The 19,168-nt window shown below is 40.3% G+C and carries 15 protein-coding genes; 14 read left to right on the top strand and 1 reads right to left on the bottom strand.

What is annotated here, in order from left to right; translation table 11 throughout:
• Positions 1-11 precede the first annotated feature (11 nt).
• The 7 genes from scyC to eboC all read left to right on the top strand — a co-directional run bounded on the left by scyC (position 12) and on the right by eboC (position 7,789).
• Positions 12-977, top strand: a complete 966-nt coding sequence (gene scyC / locus QI031_RS04295; RefSeq protein ID WP_281483979.1) for a scytonemin biosynthesis cyclase/decarboxylase ScyC — start codon at positions 12-14, stop codon at positions 975-977.
• Positions 978-1,036: 59 nt separating this feature from the next.
• Positions 1,037-2,302, top strand: coding sequence for a ScyD/ScyE family protein (locus tag QI031_RS04300; protein WP_281483980.1), 1,266 nt, complete (start codon positions 1,037-1,039; stop codon positions 2,300-2,302).
• Positions 2,303-2,382: 80 nt separating this feature from the next.
• Positions 2,383-3,666: a ScyD/ScyE family protein gene (locus QI031_RS04305; RefSeq protein WP_281483981.1), complete on the top strand. Its 1,284-nt coding sequence runs from the start codon at positions 2,383-2,385 to the stop codon at positions 3,664-3,666.
• A gap of 150 nt (positions 3,667-3,816) precedes the next feature.
• Entirely contained in the window at positions 3,817-4,998 is a 1,182-nt protein-coding gene (gene scyF, locus QI031_RS04310; protein WP_281483982.1) for a scytonemin biosynthesis PEP-CTERM protein ScyF, read from the top strand.
• A 190-nt stretch (positions 4,999-5,188) separates the two neighbouring features.
• A complete protein-coding gene (locus tag QI031_RS04315) occupies positions 5,189-5,881 on the top strand; it encodes an EboA family metabolite traffic protein (RefSeq protein ID WP_281483983.1) in 693 nt (230 codons plus the stop codon).
• 58 nt (positions 5,882-5,939) lie between these two features.
• Positions 5,940-6,875, top strand: a complete 936-nt coding sequence (locus QI031_RS04320) for a TatD family hydrolase (protein WP_281483984.1) — start codon at positions 5,940-5,942, stop codon at positions 6,873-6,875.
• A 5-nt stretch (positions 6,876-6,880) separates the two neighbouring features.
• Positions 6,881-7,789, top strand: a complete 909-nt coding sequence (gene eboC / locus QI031_RS04325; RefSeq protein WP_281483985.1) for a UbiA-like protein EboC — start codon at positions 6,881-6,883, stop codon at positions 7,787-7,789.
• Positions 7,790-8,062: 273 nt separating this feature from the next.
• Here eboC and QI031_RS04330 read toward each other — a convergent pair whose 3' ends face one another.
• On the bottom strand, positions 8,063-9,403 hold the full coding sequence (locus QI031_RS04330; RefSeq protein WP_281481729.1) for a transposase: 1,341 nt from the start codon (positions 9,401-9,403) through the stop codon (positions 8,063-8,065).
• 98 nt (positions 9,404-9,501) lie between these two features.
• Between QI031_RS04330 and QI031_RS04335 the strand changes: the two genes are divergently transcribed.
• The 7 genes from QI031_RS04335 (at position 9,502) to QI031_RS04365 (ending at position 19,133) form a co-directional block, all read left to right on the top strand.
• Complete coding sequence (locus tag QI031_RS04335; protein ID WP_281483986.1) at positions 9,502-10,791, top strand: glycosyltransferase family 4 protein; 1,290 nt, start codon at positions 9,502-9,504, stop codon at positions 10,789-10,791.
• 15 nt (positions 10,792-10,806) lie between these two features.
• Positions 10,807-11,625 (top strand): bifunctional chorismate mutase/prephenate dehydrogenase, encoded by an 819-nt coding sequence (gene tyrA / locus QI031_RS04340; RefSeq protein WP_281483987.1) that lies wholly within the window; start codon positions 10,807-10,809, stop codon positions 11,623-11,625.
• Between the two features lie 160 nt (positions 11,626-11,785).
• Complete coding sequence (locus QI031_RS04345; RefSeq protein ID WP_281483988.1) at positions 11,786-12,424, top strand: DsbA family oxidoreductase; 639 nt, start codon at positions 11,786-11,788, stop codon at positions 12,422-12,424.
• Positions 12,421-13,596, top strand: a complete 1,176-nt coding sequence (locus tag QI031_RS04350; protein ID WP_281483989.1) for a 3-dehydroquinate synthase — start codon at positions 12,421-12,423, stop codon at positions 13,594-13,596. Before QI031_RS04345 ends, QI031_RS04350 begins: the two co-directional genes overlap by 4 nt.
• Positions 13,597-13,694: 98 nt before the next feature.
• Entirely contained in the window at positions 13,695-14,939 is a 1,245-nt protein-coding gene (gene eboE / locus QI031_RS04355; protein WP_281483990.1) for a metabolite traffic protein EboE, read from the top strand.
• Positions 14,940-15,087: 148 nt separating this feature from the next.
• Positions 15,088-16,467 (top strand): alkaline phosphatase family protein, encoded by a 1,380-nt coding sequence (locus QI031_RS04360; RefSeq protein WP_281483991.1) that lies wholly within the window; start codon positions 15,088-15,090, stop codon positions 16,465-16,467.
• A 452-nt stretch (positions 16,468-16,919) separates the two neighbouring features.
• Positions 16,920-19,133: an anthranilate synthase gene (locus tag QI031_RS04365; RefSeq protein WP_281483992.1), complete on the top strand. Its 2,214-nt coding sequence runs from the start codon at positions 16,920-16,922 to the stop codon at positions 19,131-19,133.
• Positions 19,134-19,168 lie beyond the last annotated feature (35 nt).

A 19,168-nucleotide genomic window follows, 5' to 3' on the forward strand; every position in this document is an offset into this window, starting at 1 on the left:
AGGAGTTAAAAATGGAAAAAAATACGTTTGCAACATCAGCTTATATCGCTACTTCACCAAAAAGCGCCTTCGACTACCTTTGTAGTTTAAAAAATTTAGACGAATGGACGCTTTATAGCCGAATGAAAGAGCAAATTGACGAAGATACTTGGTTGGGTACAGCATCTGGATATCACAAAAATCTTTACTATCACGTTAAAAAACTAGAAAATCCGCTTTTTTACGGCATTGAATGGCACTGCGGTTTAGAGTATCAAAAATATTTTCAGGTTTACCCAGTCTTGCTATTTCCTACCGACTATATTGAGCCGGGAACAGATGAAAAAGGCGTGTATTTTCATTGGTTGAGTTTTGTCGATCCCAAACGTCAAACTCAGATGATTATGCAGGGAATCCACACGGTACATACTTCCGAGTGTCGTTCTCTTAAAGGTAATTTAGAACGTAAAAATGGTCATACTACAGCCGCCAAAGGAAGCTATTTTATTGATACTGACACTATTTATGTTGATGCCCCAATTGAAATGGGAATTGACTATTTAAAAGACTTAAAAAACATTGATGATTGGGCGCATTTACTACGACCAGACGGCAATATTACTGCTGAATCAGGTCAATTCAAAGATGAATATGACCAGAAAGTAAAAGTTTCTGTACGAGTTTATAGCTTGAGTAAATATTACTTACTTGAACAAGAACATTTTTATCCAGATTACGAATATTATCAGCGCTCTGTAACATTACTAATTCCCACCGCTTATGCTTTCGCAGACCCAGAAGCTTCTGGTTTTATTCTGCATCGCATTACATTTTGGAAAACCGATAAAACTGTTACCCACGGCAAACTGCAAATTGAAGACTTTGGCGCTGAAAGCATGAACATCAAACGTTTACTCGAAGCAAAAGCCGGCAACCTGCAATCATTCGACCGGGGAATGAGTTATTTACCGAAAATTCAAGAACTTGTCGCTAATTAGTGGTCAGTCGTCAGTGGTTACTAAATAATAAATAACCAACAACTGACAAAGTAAAAAATATGAAATTGAAACAATTGACAATTACTTTCCTCACTTTTTGTGTTGCTGCTTTTTCTGGAATGAAAGCTGCAAAAGCGGCATCATTTAAAGTAATTGCTGATAATCTAAATAATGCTGGAGGTCTGAGTTTTGGTGCTGACGGTAATCTCTATGTAACTGAGGCGGGAACTGGCGGAAACGGAGCTTGTGTTCCCCCATCAAGTGGTCAAGGCGATTCTTTATGCTATGGCACAAACGGTGCAGTTACCAGAATAAAGAATGGTAAGCAAGAGCGTGTACTGACAGGACTTCCCTCTATAGCATTACCCGATGGGACAGGAGCCGGTGGGGCTAATGATATCAAATTTGATGCCACAGGTAAGCCTTATATTCTCGTTGGTTATGCAGCTAATCCTGCCGATCGCGATCGCAATTTAGGTAACACTGATCTAGGAAAAATAATCACTGCTGACTTTAACACCAATTCTTGGACAAGTGTTGCCGATTTAGCTAACTATGAACTCGCTAACAATCCTGATGGCAAGGATTTAGCTAGTAATCCCTTGGGTTTATTAATTGATGGCAATACTTTAGTGGCTGTTGATTCCGGTGCAAACGACTTGCTGAGTGTGCAGACTGATGGTAGTAATTTACAGGCAATTACCACTTTTCCTGAAGATATATTAACTAATCCAGTCTTTCCACCTTCTGGTTCTCCATCCAACGAACCATCACAAGTACCATCCCAAGAAGCAGCAGCACCGCCGTCACAGTTTCCCATTCAAGCAGTACCCTCCAATATTGCTAAAAGCCTTGATGGTACTTATTACATCAGCCAATTTACTGGTTTTCCTTTTCCAGAAGGGGGCGCAAAAATTTATCGCGTTGGTGCTGATGGTAAGCCAACAGTCTATGCAGATAACTTTACCCAACTCACAGACTTAGAATTTGATCCGACTGGCAATTTGTATGCTTTGCAATACGCCAATCAGTCGGCTTGGAAGGGCAATTTAGAGGGTTCTTTAATCAAAATAGCTACTGATGGCACTCGGACAACTCTTCTTAGTGGCAATGGATTAGAGTCACCTAGCGCCTTGGCAATTGGTGCTGATGGGTCAATTTACATCACCAATCGCGGCGGCCGTCCTGGAGTTGGACAAGTTCTAAAAATTGAAAATCCTAAATCTGTACCTGAACCTAATTTCACTTTAGGTCTATTAGCGATCGCTGCTTTGGGCATTGTTTGTAGCCAGGGCTTAAGCCTTACTTTTATGCAACCCAAATAAATGCTCATCAGCCTAAAAAGTTTCACACCAAGTTCAATATTTACCCTGCGTTCAATTACTAACTCTTAATCTCCAAAAACATGAAACTCAAATCAGTTGCTTTAGCTCTTTTCACTGTTTGTATTGCCACAGCTGCTACTGCAAAAGCAGCATCAGCCGCAACTCTATCAGTCATTGCCGACGGTCTTGATAACCCCCGCAATTTGGCATTTGATCCTGAAGGTAATATTTATGTAACTCAAAGTGGTAAAGGTGGTGACGGTAAAGATGGTAGATGTATTCCCTCACCTAGTGCTGGATATATACCTTTATGTGCTGGTCAAAATGGTTCTTTAACCAAAATTGCTAAAGATGGTACAAAAACAGATATTATATCTGGTCTGACTTCTTTAGCATTATCGCCCTCTGGAGAACAAGCAGCAGGCCCTGCGGACTTTAAATTTGATTCTAAGGGCAATGCTTATCTTTTAACTGGTCTTGCAGGTGATCCAAGCAATCGTGACACCGTTTTAAAATCACCAGACTTAGGACAGTTATATAAAGTAGACTTAAGCACAGGTTCTTTGACAAGTCTTGCCGATTTTGCAGCCTACGAAACCGCGTTTAATCCCGATGGCACTGACCTCATTTCCAATCCTTATGCTTTTGTCATTAAAGATAATGATGCTTATGTAGTTGATGGGGGCGGAAACACAATATATTCTGTAGGACTAGATGGTAGTGGTATTAAAAATGTAGCTGCATTCCCTCAAAAAGTCGTACCTAGAGATAAACTTGAATACCCAGATCTTGGCCCAGATGTAGATCCATCTACACTGCCAGTCACCCAACAATCAGTACCTACAGGAATTGCGATCGCTCCTGATGGCAGTTTAACAGTCAGCGAATATACTTACTTTCCTTATCCAGAAGGAGAAGCACGGCTGTTTAAAGTTGATCCTAATGATTTGTCTATTCAGGCGATCGCTGATGGCTTTACACAACTAACTGGTGTGACTTACGATGCTGAAGGCAATTTATATGCCTTGCAACACATTAATAGTTCCGAATGGAAAGAAATTCAACAAGGCGGGATTATCACTGGTGATATTAGCGGTGCTTTGATCAAAATATCTCCTGATGGTACTCGTGAAACTATCTGGAGTGGTGATGGATTAGAAGCAGCTTCTGGTATTACCTATGGTCCTGATGGTAGTTTCTATATCTCCAACCGAGCCAGACTTGCAGGCACAGGACAAATTATCAAGATTGATCCCAACGCTAAACGAGTTCCTGAACCCTCTTCTACATTGGGTGTAGTTACTGCTGCTGCTTTCGGTGCAGGTTCAATACTTAAACGCAAACGTAAAGCAGAGATAGCTTAATACCTGTTAACAAAATGGAATGCTGCCTCACAGAGAAAGTTGCATTTCGACTAGGAGGCAGCAGCCCGAAACTCAGGGTTCCCAAGCTAGGACTGGGAACAAAATTAGTACCACAAAGAGTATACCTTATACAACCAGTACTTAAAATTCATGGGATTAGTCAAAAACTTGTCAATCGGCATTATTGGCGCTGGGTTCACTGTGTTAACAACAGTTGCCCAAGTTAAAGCTGTAACATTAACTTACGACAGAAGTATTGGTAGTCCTGGCTTTGGCCCTGGAGAACTGTTTGTTCCCCAAGGGATAGCGGTGGATAGCCAAGGGAATACCCTCATAGCTAACGGACGCGGTGTTAACCCCGATGGTACTCCTAACTACAACCTTGGTAACAAAATTGAAATATTTAATCCTAGCGGTCAGTATATTGGAGCAATTGGCTCCGGTGGTACAGGACCTGGGCAGTTTGACGAGCCAACAACTGTAGACTTTAGTCCAGTAACAGGGGATCTGTATTCAGGTGACGTTTACAACAACCGCATCAATCAATTCGATTCTCAGGGTAACTTTATTAGATCCTTTGCAAATGGAGAATTTACTCCTCTAGTAGAGGGTAGATTGTTCTTTGGACCATCTGGTTTGACATTTGACAAAGATGGCAACGTGTACGTTGGTGATTTTAACGGCGAAAGGATTCTTAAATATACATCAGACGGACAGCAACTTGGTGTCATTGGTGGTACTAGAGGCACTGCACCTGGACAATTTCAAGGTGTAGCAGGTGTAAGAATTTCTCCAGTTAGTGGAAATATCTTTGTAGCTGACCAGTATAATAACCGCGTTCAAGTACTTGATCCAAATGGTAATCCTCTGTTGGCATTTGGTTCAGCAGGTAGCGAACCTGGACAGCTTCTTCAGCCAATTGGCATCGAAGTGGACGACCAAGAGAATGTTTATGTAGCTGATTCTATCAACAGCCGCGTACAGGTGTTTGATAAAAACGGTAACTTCTTGACTTCCTTCGGTCAACCAGCCCTAGATGCATCAGGGAACCCAGTCCCGCCTCCAGCATTAACCGGCCCTCCTTTTGGCGACCCCCTCGACCTCACTCCCGGCAGATTTAACTGGACGGGTGGTACAAGCTACAAAGACGGCAAACTCTATGTGGGCGATTTCTTCCAAGGTCGCGTTCAAGTATTAAACGTAGAAGATAGAGCAAAAGTGCCTGAACCTAATTCAGCATTAGGTTTGGCGTTGCTTGGGCTTGGAGCTACTACTGTTACATTGAGAAAACGTCGTCAGCAAAAGCCAGTCATTACTTTGGAGAAAGCATAAGAAAATAGGACTTACGCAACAACTCTCTAAAACCTTCTTAACTTAGTGTCCTACCCTGCGGGAAGCTGCAAAGCGTCTATGTGTCCTTTGTGGTAGCCTGCGGCAAGCCCTTCGGTCTACGTTTTTCCATAATTTTGCGTAAGTCCTGCTTAGGAACAAGAAACCCTCAAAGTTTATATAAATAAATGTCATGTCTGCTGTAATTCATCTAGACCTAACTAGTATTAACGACTTACTGCGTCACTGGATTGTACTGCAAGTTACTCAAGAAGCTGTTACTTGGCTAGATGAAAAGCAAGAGCAGATTGCCAAAGGTGCTAGTACGCGAGTATTTTTCACGGCATTCAGCGCTGTGCCACGTTACACAGGTAAAAATCGGCTGAATCTAACTTTAAAAGACTTAAAAGCAGCTTCGGCAATTCAAACAGGTTGGTTTCCTGGTGATTGGACTGTAGACCAAGCAGCTCGCACATTATTAGTATTAACTTTGCCACAAGCTGATGTAGAGAAATACTTGCATATTTTAGAACAAGTGTTCATAACTGCTGATGTGGGGGAATTAGTTGCACTATATCAAGCTTTATCTTTGCTGCCTTATCCAGAACGTTTGAGGAAACGCGCTGCTGAAGGTGTTCGCAGTAATATGATAGCGGTTTTCAATGCGATCGCTTTACAAAATCCTTATCCAGCGCAGTATTTTGATACTCTGGCATGGAATCAGATGATATTAAAAGCTTTGTTTGTAGGGAGTCCTTTGCATTTAATTCAGGGTTTGGATTCTCGTGCTAACCCAGAGTTATCGAGAATGGTAGTTGATTATGCTCATGAACGTCATAGTGCTAACCGTTCTATACCTGCTGAATTGTGGCGATTAGTGGGATGAATTTAGCTCACGCAAAGGCGCAAAGGCGCAAAGAGTTTACCTAATTAATACTAAAAATATGATGTATATTGATCCTCACATTCACATGAGTTCTCGCACAACTGATGATTATGAAATGATGCGAAAGTCGGGAATTGTAGCGGTGATTGAACCGGCTTTTTGGTTAGGACAACCTCGTACTACTGTTGGTTCTTTTCAAGATTATTTCAGCAGTTTGGTTGGTTGGGAAAGATTTCGGGCTGCACAGTTTGGGATTAAGCATTACTGCACTATCGGCTTAAATTCTAAAGAAGCGAATAATGAAGCTTTGGCAGAACAAGTGATGGAATTGTTACCTTTATATGCTTGCAAGGAGGGTGTAGTTGCTATTGGTGAAATTGGCTATGATGATATGACACCAGCCGAAGATAAATACTTCCGCCTCCAGTTAGAATTGGCAAAAGAATTAAATATGTTGGTGATGATTCATACACCCCATCGTGATAAGAAAGCGGGTACAAGTCGCAGTATGGATGTGTGTATTGAACATGGTTTGAAGCCATCACAAGTAATCGTAGATCATAACAATGAAGAGACTGTTGCGGAAGTTTTAGAGCGAGGCTTCTGGGCAGCTTTCACAATTTACCCTAATACCAAAATGGGGAATGCCCGTATGGTAGAAGTTGTCCGCGAGTATGGCAGCGTTAGCGAAGCGGGACGTGATAACGTTCGTCGCATCATTGTAGATAGTAGCGCGGATTGGGGAGTTAGCGATCCTTTGGCTGTACCTAAGACTGCTTTACTGATGTTGGAAAGGGGAATTGCAGAAGCTGATGTACAAAAAGTTTGCTATCAAAATGCTCTTGCAGCTTACAGCCAAAGTGGTCAAATGCAAGAATCAGACTGGTTAAATTCAACTCCTATCGACCAGCGACAATTATTTAATGATAATTCTGTACTGCGAGGACAGCAACCATTAGTAGAGTCGCGCCATGATTATGCCCTCATTGAATGAAAATTATGAACACTGCAACATCAACTTTTGACCGCTGGTGGGCATATCTGCAATTGATGCGACCTGCTAATATTATTACCGCCTGGGCAGATATTATGGCTGGCTTTGCAGCTTCGGGGTATTTTGTTTTCAATCATCAGTTTAATCTAATTCCCCTGTTATGGTTGCTATTGGCTACCACTGGTTTGTACGGTGGAGGAATTGTATTTAATGATGTATTTGATGCCCAACTAGATGCCAAAGAACGACCAGAGCGACCGATACCTAGTGGTAGAGCATCTCTAAGTGGGGCAACTCTTCTTGGTATTATGCTGTTGAGTGTAGGTGTAGCAGCAGCTGCTCAAGTTTCTTGGTTAAGTGCTATTTTGGCTGTGGCGATCGCGTCCTTTGCTCTGTTGTATGATGCTTTTGGCAAACATAACTCTATTTTTGGTCCTATCAATATGGGAGTTTGCCGTGGAGGTAACTTATTACTAGGTGCAAGTGTTTTACCAATGGTACTCAAAGAATATTGGTTTTTAGCTTTGATTTCTATAGTATACATTGCTGCAATTACTATCCTCAGTCGGGGTGAAGTACACGGGGCAAAGCTGAACACCTCTGTAGTAGCGCTATCGCTCATTATTATAGTTATTGCCGGACTTTTAGGGTTAGGGCTATTACCAAATTATCAAGTTATTGCAGCATTACCATTTGTAGTTGTGTTCGCTGTGCGGGTGTTGTTGCCTTTTATCCAAGCAGTACGCAAACCTACCCCAGAGCAAATCCGTATTGCAGTTAAAGCTGGAGTTTTATCACTGATTGTTTTAGATAGTACTCTAGCAGCAGGTTTTGCAGGTGTTCTCTATGGCTTGATAGTTCTCAGCTTATTACCAATTTCGATAAAACTGGCACAAGTGTTTGCGGTGACTTAAAGCATAAATTTTACAATTTGGATTGATATGTGTTGGCGATTACGAAACGAATTATGGAAATACAGTTTTGTCAGTGGTCAGTAGTAAAGATGAAATTATAGGGTTAGGGTATTAAGCCAGATTTAAAACAACACTTCGACAAGCTACTTCGACTACGCTCAGCACAAGTCAGTGCATCGCTAACAACTAACAACTGACCCGCGTAGCGTAACAAAGCCAACATTTCAAGGTGCTTCTAGGAAATTAATAGCTCATGCCAATACCTCTGCCAAATTACGAGGGTTCAACGCCCGTAGAAACGGGATGAATGCGTCCTAAAGAAGTAAGCTTGGCAAAAATCTGGTTTAATAAAATAGGCTCAGGGATTTCTGGAAGCATTTTTAAAATTTCATGGATATATCGAAAGCCACGATAATGAGCCTTAAGGTCAATAATGCCGGAGCCGGGATTAATGAGGCGAAAATCAGCGAGAAGATGATGAGATAAATTAACCATAAAAAATGCGAAATTAGCAGCGTTAGTTACCGCAGTTTGCCTCAGATTCATAAAATCTTCCAACCCCCAAAACTGCTTTGCATCACGGAAGTTAAACTCGATTTGAAAGCGGAGTTTGTAATAATCAATTATTTTTTCAAATGATAATTCCAGGTCACTGGAGAATAGAACTACATGGCTACGAACATTAGTCTTAAGATTGGTTTTGACTAAAATCACTACATTTAGAGCTTGGGCAAATTCTTTGTGAAGGAGAGTGGCTTGATAAATATCACTTTGAATCTCATCCTCAATGCTACTTTTAGATAAATATTTGTCAGGTATATTACTATAGTCTAGTTTGTCACCGTATTTACGACGAGAGCGTTTATGATAGTCAGGATTTTCATAAGGGATATATAATGCTGAATCGTGGCGCAACTTGGAAATTATGTGCAAGTTCACTTGTCGTGCCATCTGTAAAGCGTTGTTGTTACCAAAATGACCATCTACTACCAAGTATGTTAGGGGAATAAAATTAGCTACTAACTTGAATAGTGAATTAATCATCTTTTTAATTAGCAATAGTTCAGATGTGAATATCACTTCGGTTTTATTTTTGTTTTTACTCCCTTTTGGTCGTCCACGTCCACGTTTTTCTTTGGTTTTTATTTTTTCGCTTGACAACTGAATATTTGTTTTAGTATTACTCTTGATTACTTGTTCTATTTGAATCGGAAATGACTGTCTTTGCTCAACACTTACTAACGACAAGACAAAGAAAGATAGCCCTGATATAGGTTTGTTTACTAGGCTAGAGAAGAATCTATCCAACCCATAAGTCTGTTTACCCGACTTGCTGACTACAACTTCATCTCCGGCAAGCAAATATACTTCATCCTTTCGCCATAAATGTTTACGAAAAAACAGCCAAAACAATGTTGCCCAAGGTATTACTGTATGAAAAAATCTCAACATTGTCCGATAACTACCACCAATGTCTGTCCAACGAGAAATTCCCAACATGGTGGCTCGGCCGCTCATTGCTAACATGGCCATGATGATCTGGTTCATTCGGCGCATCGTCGTAGCGTTGATCTGCGGTAGCAGGCATTGTAACAGTGATAGGATGTCCAACATGGGCGAATTGTAGCTTTTGAGTTGTCGTTTGGGAAGACAACAACTCTACTACAAAGCGCCCTCTCTCTTCATACTCTTTTTTTGGCGAAGGTATTGTCATGCATATTCTGATTTATTCTTACAACTATCATCCAGAGCCAATTGGAATTGCGCCCTTGATGACTGAACTAGCAGAAGGACTGGTAGAGCGAGGTCATGAAGTACGGGTAATTACAGGAATGCCCAACTATCCTCAGCGCCAGATTTACGACGGCTACAAGGGTAAGTTGTATGTTACAGAACAAAAAAATGGCGTTAAGATTCAACGCAGCTACTTACGGATAAAATCTAAACCTAACCTGATAGACCGACTGTTATTAGAGTTAAGCTTTGTCTTTACAAGTTTGCCACAAGCTCTCAAAGGCCAGCGACCTGATGTAATTCTTTTAACAGTACCACCACTATTGGTTTGTTTACCTGCAACTTTACTCGGTTGGTTATACAATTGCCCAGTAGTATTGAATGTGCAAGATATTCTTCCGGAAGCGGCTGTACGTGTGGGGTTAATTAAAAATAAATTAATCATCCGGGCTTTTGAAGCTTTAGAAAAATTTGCTTATCGTACTGCCCATACTATCAGCGTGATTGCCGATGGTTTTGTGGATAATTTAGTTCAAAAGAATGTACCTGCAAATAAAATTGCCTGTATTCCTAATTGGGTAAATTTGAATTTTATTAGACCTTTATCCAAGCAAAACAACTCTTGGAGAAACGCTCATCAATTAGATAATAAATTTGTGGTGCTTTATTCTGGTAATATTGCTCTCACCCAAGGTTTAGAGACAGTTGTAGAAGCAGCCGTTCGCTTGCGTCATCTCAAAGATATTGCTTTTGTGATTGCTGGGGAATCGAAAGCGTTGGCAAGATTGCAGCAACATTGTCTTAATTGTGGAGCAGATAATGTTTTGCTCGTGCCGTTACAACCACGAGAAAAACTACCCCAGATGTTAGCAGCAGCAGATGTGGGTTTAATTGTACAAAAAAGCAATGTAATTTCTTTTAATATGCCTTCTAAAATACCTTTGTTGTTGGCTAGTGGTCGCCCAATAGTGGGTTCAGTTCCCGCCACTGGTACTGCTGCTAAAGCTATCCAACAAAGTGGTGGCGGCATAGTTGTTGAGCCAGAGTCACCTGAATCTTTAGCTGATGCAGTACAGAATTTATACGAAAATCCGGTTTTAGCAGCGCAGCTTGGTGACAAAGGTAGAAAGTTTGCAGTTAAAAACTATGCCTTTGAACAAGCGCTGGATAGTTATGAACAGTTATTTGCTGATGTTATTGCTAACCAAGCTACGAATTTGGATGTTTTGCCCAAATTTACTTCCAAGGAATCGCTTGCTGATATTTAATTGAGAACAAGAATAATGCCTTTGAAAGCCATCACCTTTGAGCCTGAATTAGTAAATCATGTCAAACCCCGACAAATTACCATCATCGGTGGATGTGGCAGGATGGGAAGATTTTTTCAAGAGCAACTTTCAACAGCAGGTCATAACGTTAATATTCTTGAACAAGAAGATTGGGAAGATGCAGAACAACTGTTGAGTCCAGCAGAATTAGTATTAGTATCTGTTCCTATTGCGTATACAGTTGATGTTATTAAACGTGCGGCTCAATATTTAGCTCCAGCCACAGCTTTGTGTGACATTACAAGTATTAAAACACAGCCAACTCAAGCAATGCTCGAATCTCATTGTGGACCTGTTATGGGCTTACATCCGATGTTTGGGCCAAACATCACATCATTTTCAGAGCAAAAAGTGGTGGTATGTCCAGGAAGAAACGATGATGTATTTCAATGGTTATTAGACTTGATTAAAAGTCAAGGCGGAGAATTAATTATTTGCACGCCTGAAGAACACGACGAAATGATGGTGATTATTCAAGCAATGCAGCATTTTTGTCGATTTAGTATGGGGGTCTTTTTAGCAGCAGCAAATATTGATATTGGCCGTAGCTTAACAATGTCAACTCCTAGTTACCGCCAAGAAATTAATATTCTTAAACGTTTATTTGCTCAAAATTCTAATTTATGTGTTGACATTATGCTAGCTTCAGAAGAAAGATGTCAAGCAATTATTTCTTTGGCTGATAACTATAAACGCTTGGCAATATTGGTAGCAAAGAAAGATAGAGTTGCCTTAATTAAAGAATTTGAAAATACTCAAAGTTTTTTTGAATAGAAATAATATGAAATAAAAAACTAGCATCTTAAAACTCTTAATCTCTGCGACTCCGCGTCCACCGAAGTTTGCTCAACGGGGGGAACCCCCGCACGCAACTTCTCTCTGCGTGAGAAAAAAATGTGATGATTTCACGGAATAACTAATATTAATAATAAATATGTTAATCGATATTTTTCATGATACCGTTTGCCCTTGGTGTCGAATTGGGAAAAAGCATCTTTTTGATGCATTAGCACAATGGCAATCAGAAGCAGTAAAAATTAACTGGCATCCTTTTCTTCTCGATGATAGCGTTCCTGCTTGTGGGTATGAATTTCGTAGCTTTATGCAAAGAAGAAAAGGTATTGGAGTCAAAGAACTCCGGTATATGTTTGACTATGCACAACGAGCCGGAGAGGCTGCTGGAGTTAAGTTAGCTTTTGAGAAAGTCCGTTTGGCTGTTAATACTAAACTTTCTCATCGATTAATTGCTTTAGCACCAATAAATCTTAAAAATGATGTTGTGGAAGCAATTTATCAAGCTTATTTTGAAGATGGTTTGAATATTGGAGATATTCATGTTTTAGTTGCCATTGGTACAGCCTATAAAATGGATGCTGTGGAATTACGATCGCAGTTAAACAATGATACTAAAATTCAGGCAATTGTAGCTGAATCAAACTTAGTGCGATCGCATGGTATTACTAGTGTGCCATTCTTCATAATCAACAACAAAATCAAAATAAGTGGTTCTCACTCTGTTGAGGGTTTTCTCCAAGCTTTAAATAGTGCTGCACTTCAGGATATAACCAGATGATATTAGACATCAGACAAAAACAAACATTTAATCTCAAACCAATTTATCAACGTGTTGCAGTTAGTTTCAACTATGAAGTTTGCTTTACTCATAATCTATTTGAGTTGAAAAATCCCACATTGGCACAAGTAATTACAGCCGATGGAGAGCGAAAGCCAAAAAAGGTATTAGCAATAGTCGATGCAGGGTTGTTAACGTTTTGTCCTGATTTAATCAAACAATTAACAGCTTATAGCAAGTTTTATGCAGAAGTACTCACACTGCCTATAGAACCAATCATAGTTCCAGGTGGTGAGGCTGCGAAAAATGATCCCAATTTGGTAGAACAAATCCATCAACAAATTGAAACCGTTGGATTATGTCGCCACTCTTATATATTGGCGATTGGTGGCGGGGCTGTATTAGATTTGGTAGGATATGCAGCCGCAACTGCTCATCGAGGGATTCGTCTGATTCGAGTTCCGACGACAGTGTTAGCACAAAATGATTCCGGGGTGGGAGTCAAAAATGGTATTAATGCCTATGGTAAAAAGAATTTTCTTGGTACATTTGCCCCACCTTATGCAGTAATTAATGATTTTAGCTTCTTGACAACTCTCAGCGATCGCGATTGGCGTTCTGGGATTGCAGAGGCGTTGAAAGTAGCGCTCATTAAGGATGCTAGCTTTTTTGATTTTATTCACAGCCATAGCGCCGCCCTTGTGCGTCGAGATATGGATGTGATGCAACAAGTGATTTATCGTTGCGCCCAACTACATCTAGAACATATCGCTAATAGTGGCGATGCTTTTGAAATGGGTTCGTCCCGTCCCTTGGATTTTGGCCATTGGGCGGCGCATAAATTAGAGCATTTGACGAATTATAGTTTACGTCATGGCGAAGCAGTGGCGATCGGCATTGCTTTGGATAGTACTTATTCTTATCTTTTAGGGCTACTTGATGGCTCGGAGTGGCGACAAATATTGCATACGCTGTCAGTGTTGGGTTTTACTTTGTATTTGCCAGAGTTGGCAGATTTTCAGAAAGTGTTTGAGGGGTTATCTGAGTTTCAAGAGCATTTGGGGGGTGAGTTAACTTTGACGTTGTTGGAGGGTGTTGGGAAGGGTGTTGAGGTGCATGAGGTGGATTTGAGTTTGTATGGGGAAGCTATTTTGTTGTTGGGGAGCGAATGATTTATCTCACGCAAAGGCGCAAAGAAGCAAAGAAGATAGTTTTCTTCGTGTCTTAGTGTCTTTGTGGTTAAAAAAATATCAAATTAAAGTGGGTAAATATGAAGGTTGGAATTAATAATAATTTTCATTTGACTTATTGTACTAATATTCATCCTGGGGAAGAGTGGGAACAAGTTTTTACTAATTTAAAGCAGTATATTCCACCTCTTAAAGCACGATTAGCAGCAAGGAAGTCTTTCGGGATTGGGTTACGTTTAGCGGAAGTAGCAGCTAGGGAGTTGTTAGAGGGAAATGCTTTAGGTGAGTTGCAATTGTGGTTGCAGGAAGAAGATTTATATGTGTTTACTTTGAATGGTTTTCCCTATGGACGATTTCATCGGGAAGTGGTGAAAGACCAAGTTTATGCGCCGGATTGGTCACAGCAGGAGCGATTGGATTACACTTTACAATTAACCAATATTTTGGCGGCGTTATTACCAAATGAAACTGAAGGTAGTATTTCTACATTGCCGTTATCTTATAAACCTTGGTACAAGGGTAATCAACTTGTTCAAGCATACGTTATGGATAGCTCTAGTCTCCACATAGCGCAGGTTGTGGCTCGGATGATTTATATTTATGCTGAACAAGGAAAACTCCTACACCTGGATTTGGAACCTGAACCAGATGGATTAATTGAAAATGCTGCCGAAGTCATTGATTATTTCCAAATGCATTTATTACCTATTGGTGGGGCTTATTTAGCAAAACATTTAGGGATTTCGCAAGTCGCCGCTGAAAATCATTTATTAAACCATGTGCGTGTTTGTTACGACACTTGTCATTTCGCTGTTGAATATGAAAATCCTGTTGCAGTTTTTCAACAATTTCAAGCAGCGGGGATTCAAGTTGGTAAAATTCAAATTAGTGCTGCATTGCAGGTGAAAATACCAGAAAATGCTGAACAACGCCATCAGCTAACAGAACGATTAAATCCTTTTGCAGAATCAACATATTTACATCAAGTAATTGCTCGTGATATATATGGGCGATCGCGTCATTATTCAGACTTAGAAACTGCTTTACCCAACCTCAAAAATACCATAGATCGTGAGTGGCGGATTCACTTTCATGTTCCGCTATTTATCCGCGATTACCCACTATTGCAGTCTACCCAAGATGACATTATTACCGTATTGAATCTCCTCAAAAATCGTCAAACTTGCACTCATCTAGAAATTGAAACTTACACCTGGGAAGTCTTACCAGAAGACATGAAACTCGATTTATCAGCATCAATAAAACGCGAGTACGAATGGGTGCTATCAAAATTGTTAACAAAATCCTTAGTCACTAGTAACTAATCACAAAAATTTTAATTATAAAACTCTCAATTTCCCTTCTTGGCGCTCTTGGCGTTCTTGGTGAAGCAGTCCGGTCTTGGGGGTTTCCCCCATGAGGAACTGCTGAACCCGTAGGGCGGTTCGGTACGTTTTACTCTTAATTTTTTCCATGCAAAAAACTGTTGTTCTCAACGTAGTCGGCTTAACACCCAGCCTTTTAAATAAACACACACCCTTCCTTTCTAGCTGGGCAAAACAAGCACAAATCGCTTCCATTACACCCGTATTACCTGCTGTTACCTGCACAGCCCAAGCAACTTATCTTACCGGAAAATTACCCAGCGAACATGGAATTGTCGCCAATGGTTGGTACTTTCGAGACGAATGTGAAATTAAATTTTGGCGACAGTCCAATAAACTTGTCCAGACTCCCAAAGTGTGGGAAATGGCGAAAGCGTTAGATCCCAACTTTACCTGCGCCAACTTGTTTTGGTGGTACAATATGTACTCATCGGTAGACTATGCAGTTACTCCACGACCGATGTATCCTGCCGATGGCAAGAAAATTCCTGATATTTATACGCAACCGGGGAATTTGCGATCGCAATTACAAGCCGAACTTGGTCAATTTCCTTTATTCAATTTTTGGGGGCCTAACACATCTATTCGTGCTACCCAATGGATTGCAGATGCAGCTAAGTGGATTGAAGAACGCCATAACCCCACGTTGTCATTAGTTTATTTACCCCATCTTGACTACTGCTTACAAAAATTTGGCCCTGATGTAGAGAAAGTAGCTGAAGATTTACAAGCAATTGATGCGGTTTGTAGTGACTTGATTCAATATTACGAAAATCGCGGCGCTGAAGTTATTGTTTTATCTGAATATGGAATTACATCAGTATCGCAACCGATTCACCTCAATCGGATGTTGCGAGAACAAGGCTTACTAACAGTACGCGAAGAACTAGGACGAGAATTACTAGATGCTGGTGCAAGTAAAGCTTTTGCTGTCGCGGATCATCAACTTGCCCATATTTATGTCAACGATCCTTTTTATATCCCCAAAGTGCGATCGCTTTTAGAAGAAACTCAGGGAGTTGCCTATATTTTAGATGATACCAAAAAATCAGCTTATGGTTTAGCTCATTCTAGATCGGGAGAATTAATCGCAGTCGCTCAACCTGATGCTTGGTTTACTTATTATTATTGGCTTGATGATCGTCGCGCCCCTGATTTTGCCAATACTGTCGATATTCATCGCAAACCCGGTTATGATCCTGTAGAACTTTTTCTTAATTCCAAAATAAAACTTCCTCAAGTCAAAGTTGGACTCAAGCTTTTACAGAAACAGTTAGGGTTTCGCTATTTGATGGATGTCATTCCTTTAGATGCTTCTTTAGTGCGTGGTTCTCACGGTTGTTTTCCGCTTTCTCCTGCTGAGGGACCGTTATTGATTAGCAATCAAGCTCACTTGTTGGACAATGATTCAATACAAGCAAGTGATGTTTGTCAATTAATTTTGGGACATTTAATTAAATCGGCTTAGATAAATATAATATTACTAAATCATTCGTGAACAACAAGATCCCCGACTTCTCAAAGAAGTCGGGGATCTAAGCCTCTACAAACATTCAGTACATTGTTATTTCTTCTTTCCTATCCCCTGCCTCTACGAGTGATTCACCAAATCAAACCGGATTACTATATTTTTATCTATCCATAGGAAGAGGCGATAATTTAAAATTATGATTTTATAAACTATCCTAAAAAAGTATCATTCAAGAACGAATAAATTGATACCTCAATCGAAAAAAATATCAGTGTGTTAGCTGCATGATGTTTAGTACAATTTCAATTAAATCAAGCAAGCAGCTTTTTTAATTAGTTAATAAAAATAGTCGGTTGAGTGACAGTAAAACCCGACAGATCACTGCTTTAACAATTTTTAATTTCTAACCTTAACTGTATTGACTAATAACTACCTCAGAGAAACTATCTATGATTGTTAATTCCCATTCCTACACAACCCTTGGTGGTGTGCATGTTTCTCGCTCCACCACAGAAGTAAAGATGGAAACTGCCCTTGAAGAGATTCTTTTTTACTTAAATTCTCAGCGGGGAGGTTTATTAAATAGTAGCTACGAATATCCAGGAAGATATAAAAGATGGGCAATTGGATTTGTCAATCCGCCACTAGAATTGACAACCAGAGAAAATACTTTTACACTGACAGCCCTGAATGATCGCGGTCAAATTCTGTTACCTTTACTGTTAAATAAACTATCTCAATCACCACAGATTGAGGATGTTAACCAAAATCAAAGCTGTATTACAGGATTGATTAAATCTAGCCAAAAATTCTTTGCTGAAGAAGAACGCAGTCAACAACCTTCGGCATTTACAGTTGTGCGTGAAATTCTCCATATTTTCTCTAGTCATGAAGACGAACGTCTAGGATTATATGGGGCTTTTGGTTATGATTTAGTCTTTCAGTTTGAACCAATTAACCAATGTTTAGAACGTCCGAAAGATCAGCATGATTTATTACTTTATCTACCCGATGAATTAATAGTTGTTGACTACTATCAACAACGGGCATTTTGTCTACGATATGAATTTGAAACAGAGTATGGCAGTACTAATAATTTACCTAGAACAGGTGAATCGATAGATTATCGCGGTAAACATTTAGTTCCGAGCAAAACTGCTGATCACGAAGTAGGCGAGTATGCCAAACAGCAAGTTGAAACTGCTCTCGATTATTTCCGTCGAGGAGATTTATTTGAAGTAGTTCCGAGTCAAAGTTTTTTTGCAGCTTGTGAAGAAGAACCCAGCAAATTATTTGAAACTTTAAAACAAATTAATCCTAGCCCTTATGGATTTATTTTTAACTTAGGTGGAGAATACCTCATTGGTGCATCGCCAGAAATGTTTGTGCGAGTTGAGGGTAAACGTGTAGAAACTTGTCCGATAAGTGGCACCATAATTCGTGGACAAGATGCCATTGATGATGCTGTGCAGATTCGTCAGTTACTCAATTCACACAAAGATGAAGCTGAGTTGACTATGTGTACAGACGTTGATCGCAATGATAAATCTCGGATTTGTGAACCAGGTTCAGTACAAGTAATTGGTCGTCGCCAAATCGAATTATACAGTCATTTGATCCATACAGTAGATCATGTCGAAGGTATATTGCGATCGCAATTTGACGCTTTAGACGCGTTTCTCAGTCATACTTGGGCAGTGACAGTTACTGGCGCACCAAAAAGAGCTGCTATAGAATTTATCGAACAGCACGAACGTAGCGCCCGACGGTGGTATGGTGGAGCAGTTGGCTATTTAAACTTCAACGGCAACTTAAATACTGGCTTAATCTTGCGGACAATTCGTTTAAAAGATGCGATCGCCGAAGTACGAGTTGGTGCTACAGTCCTTTATGATTCCATACCCCAAGCCGAAGAACAAGAAACTATTACCAAAGCTGCGGCTTTATTTGAGACGATTCGTCGTGTGAAGCAGACAGGTGAGAAAACAGGCGATCGCACTCCTATACAATTGAGTCAAAGTGTACCCAATGTAGAATCTGGTAAACGTGTCTTACTAATAGATCACGAAGATTCTTTTGTACATACACTAGCCAACTACATCCGCCAAACAGGTGCAAGTGTCAAAACCTTACGTCATGGCTTCTGCGAGTCACTGTTCGATACAGAACGCCCCGATTTAGTTGTCTTATCTCCTGGCCCTGGTAGACCGAGTGATTTTCGAGTTCCAGAGATGGTTCACGCTTGTATCCGTCGCCAAATTCCCATTTTCGGAGTTTGTTTAGGACTGCAAGGCATCGTCGAGGCCTTCGGCGGACAACTTGGAGTTCTCAATTATCCCCAACATGGTAAATCATCGCGGATTTTCGTTACCGATTCCGATTCTGTTCTTTTTCAGGGCTTACCAGAATCTTTTACAGTTGGTAGATACCACTCATTGTTTGCCATTGCCCAACAGCTACCAAGAGAACTTAACATCACAGCAATTTCTAATGACGACGTAATTATGGCAATTGAACATCAGACACTGCCAATTGCTGCTGTGCAGTTTCATCCAGAATCCATCATGACCTTATCTGGAAAAGTTGGTTTGGCAATGATTCAAAATGTGGTCAGTAAATATACTTTAAGTAAAGAGTTATTGGGCATGGGACACTTGTACTGAGTTTAGCCTGAGCGCAGCCGAAGGGCGTAGTCGAA

The organism is Halotia branconii CENA392, assembly GCF_029953635.1.
Lineage (GTDB): Bacteria > Cyanobacteriota > Cyanobacteriia > Cyanobacteriales > Nostocaceae > Halotia > Halotia branconii.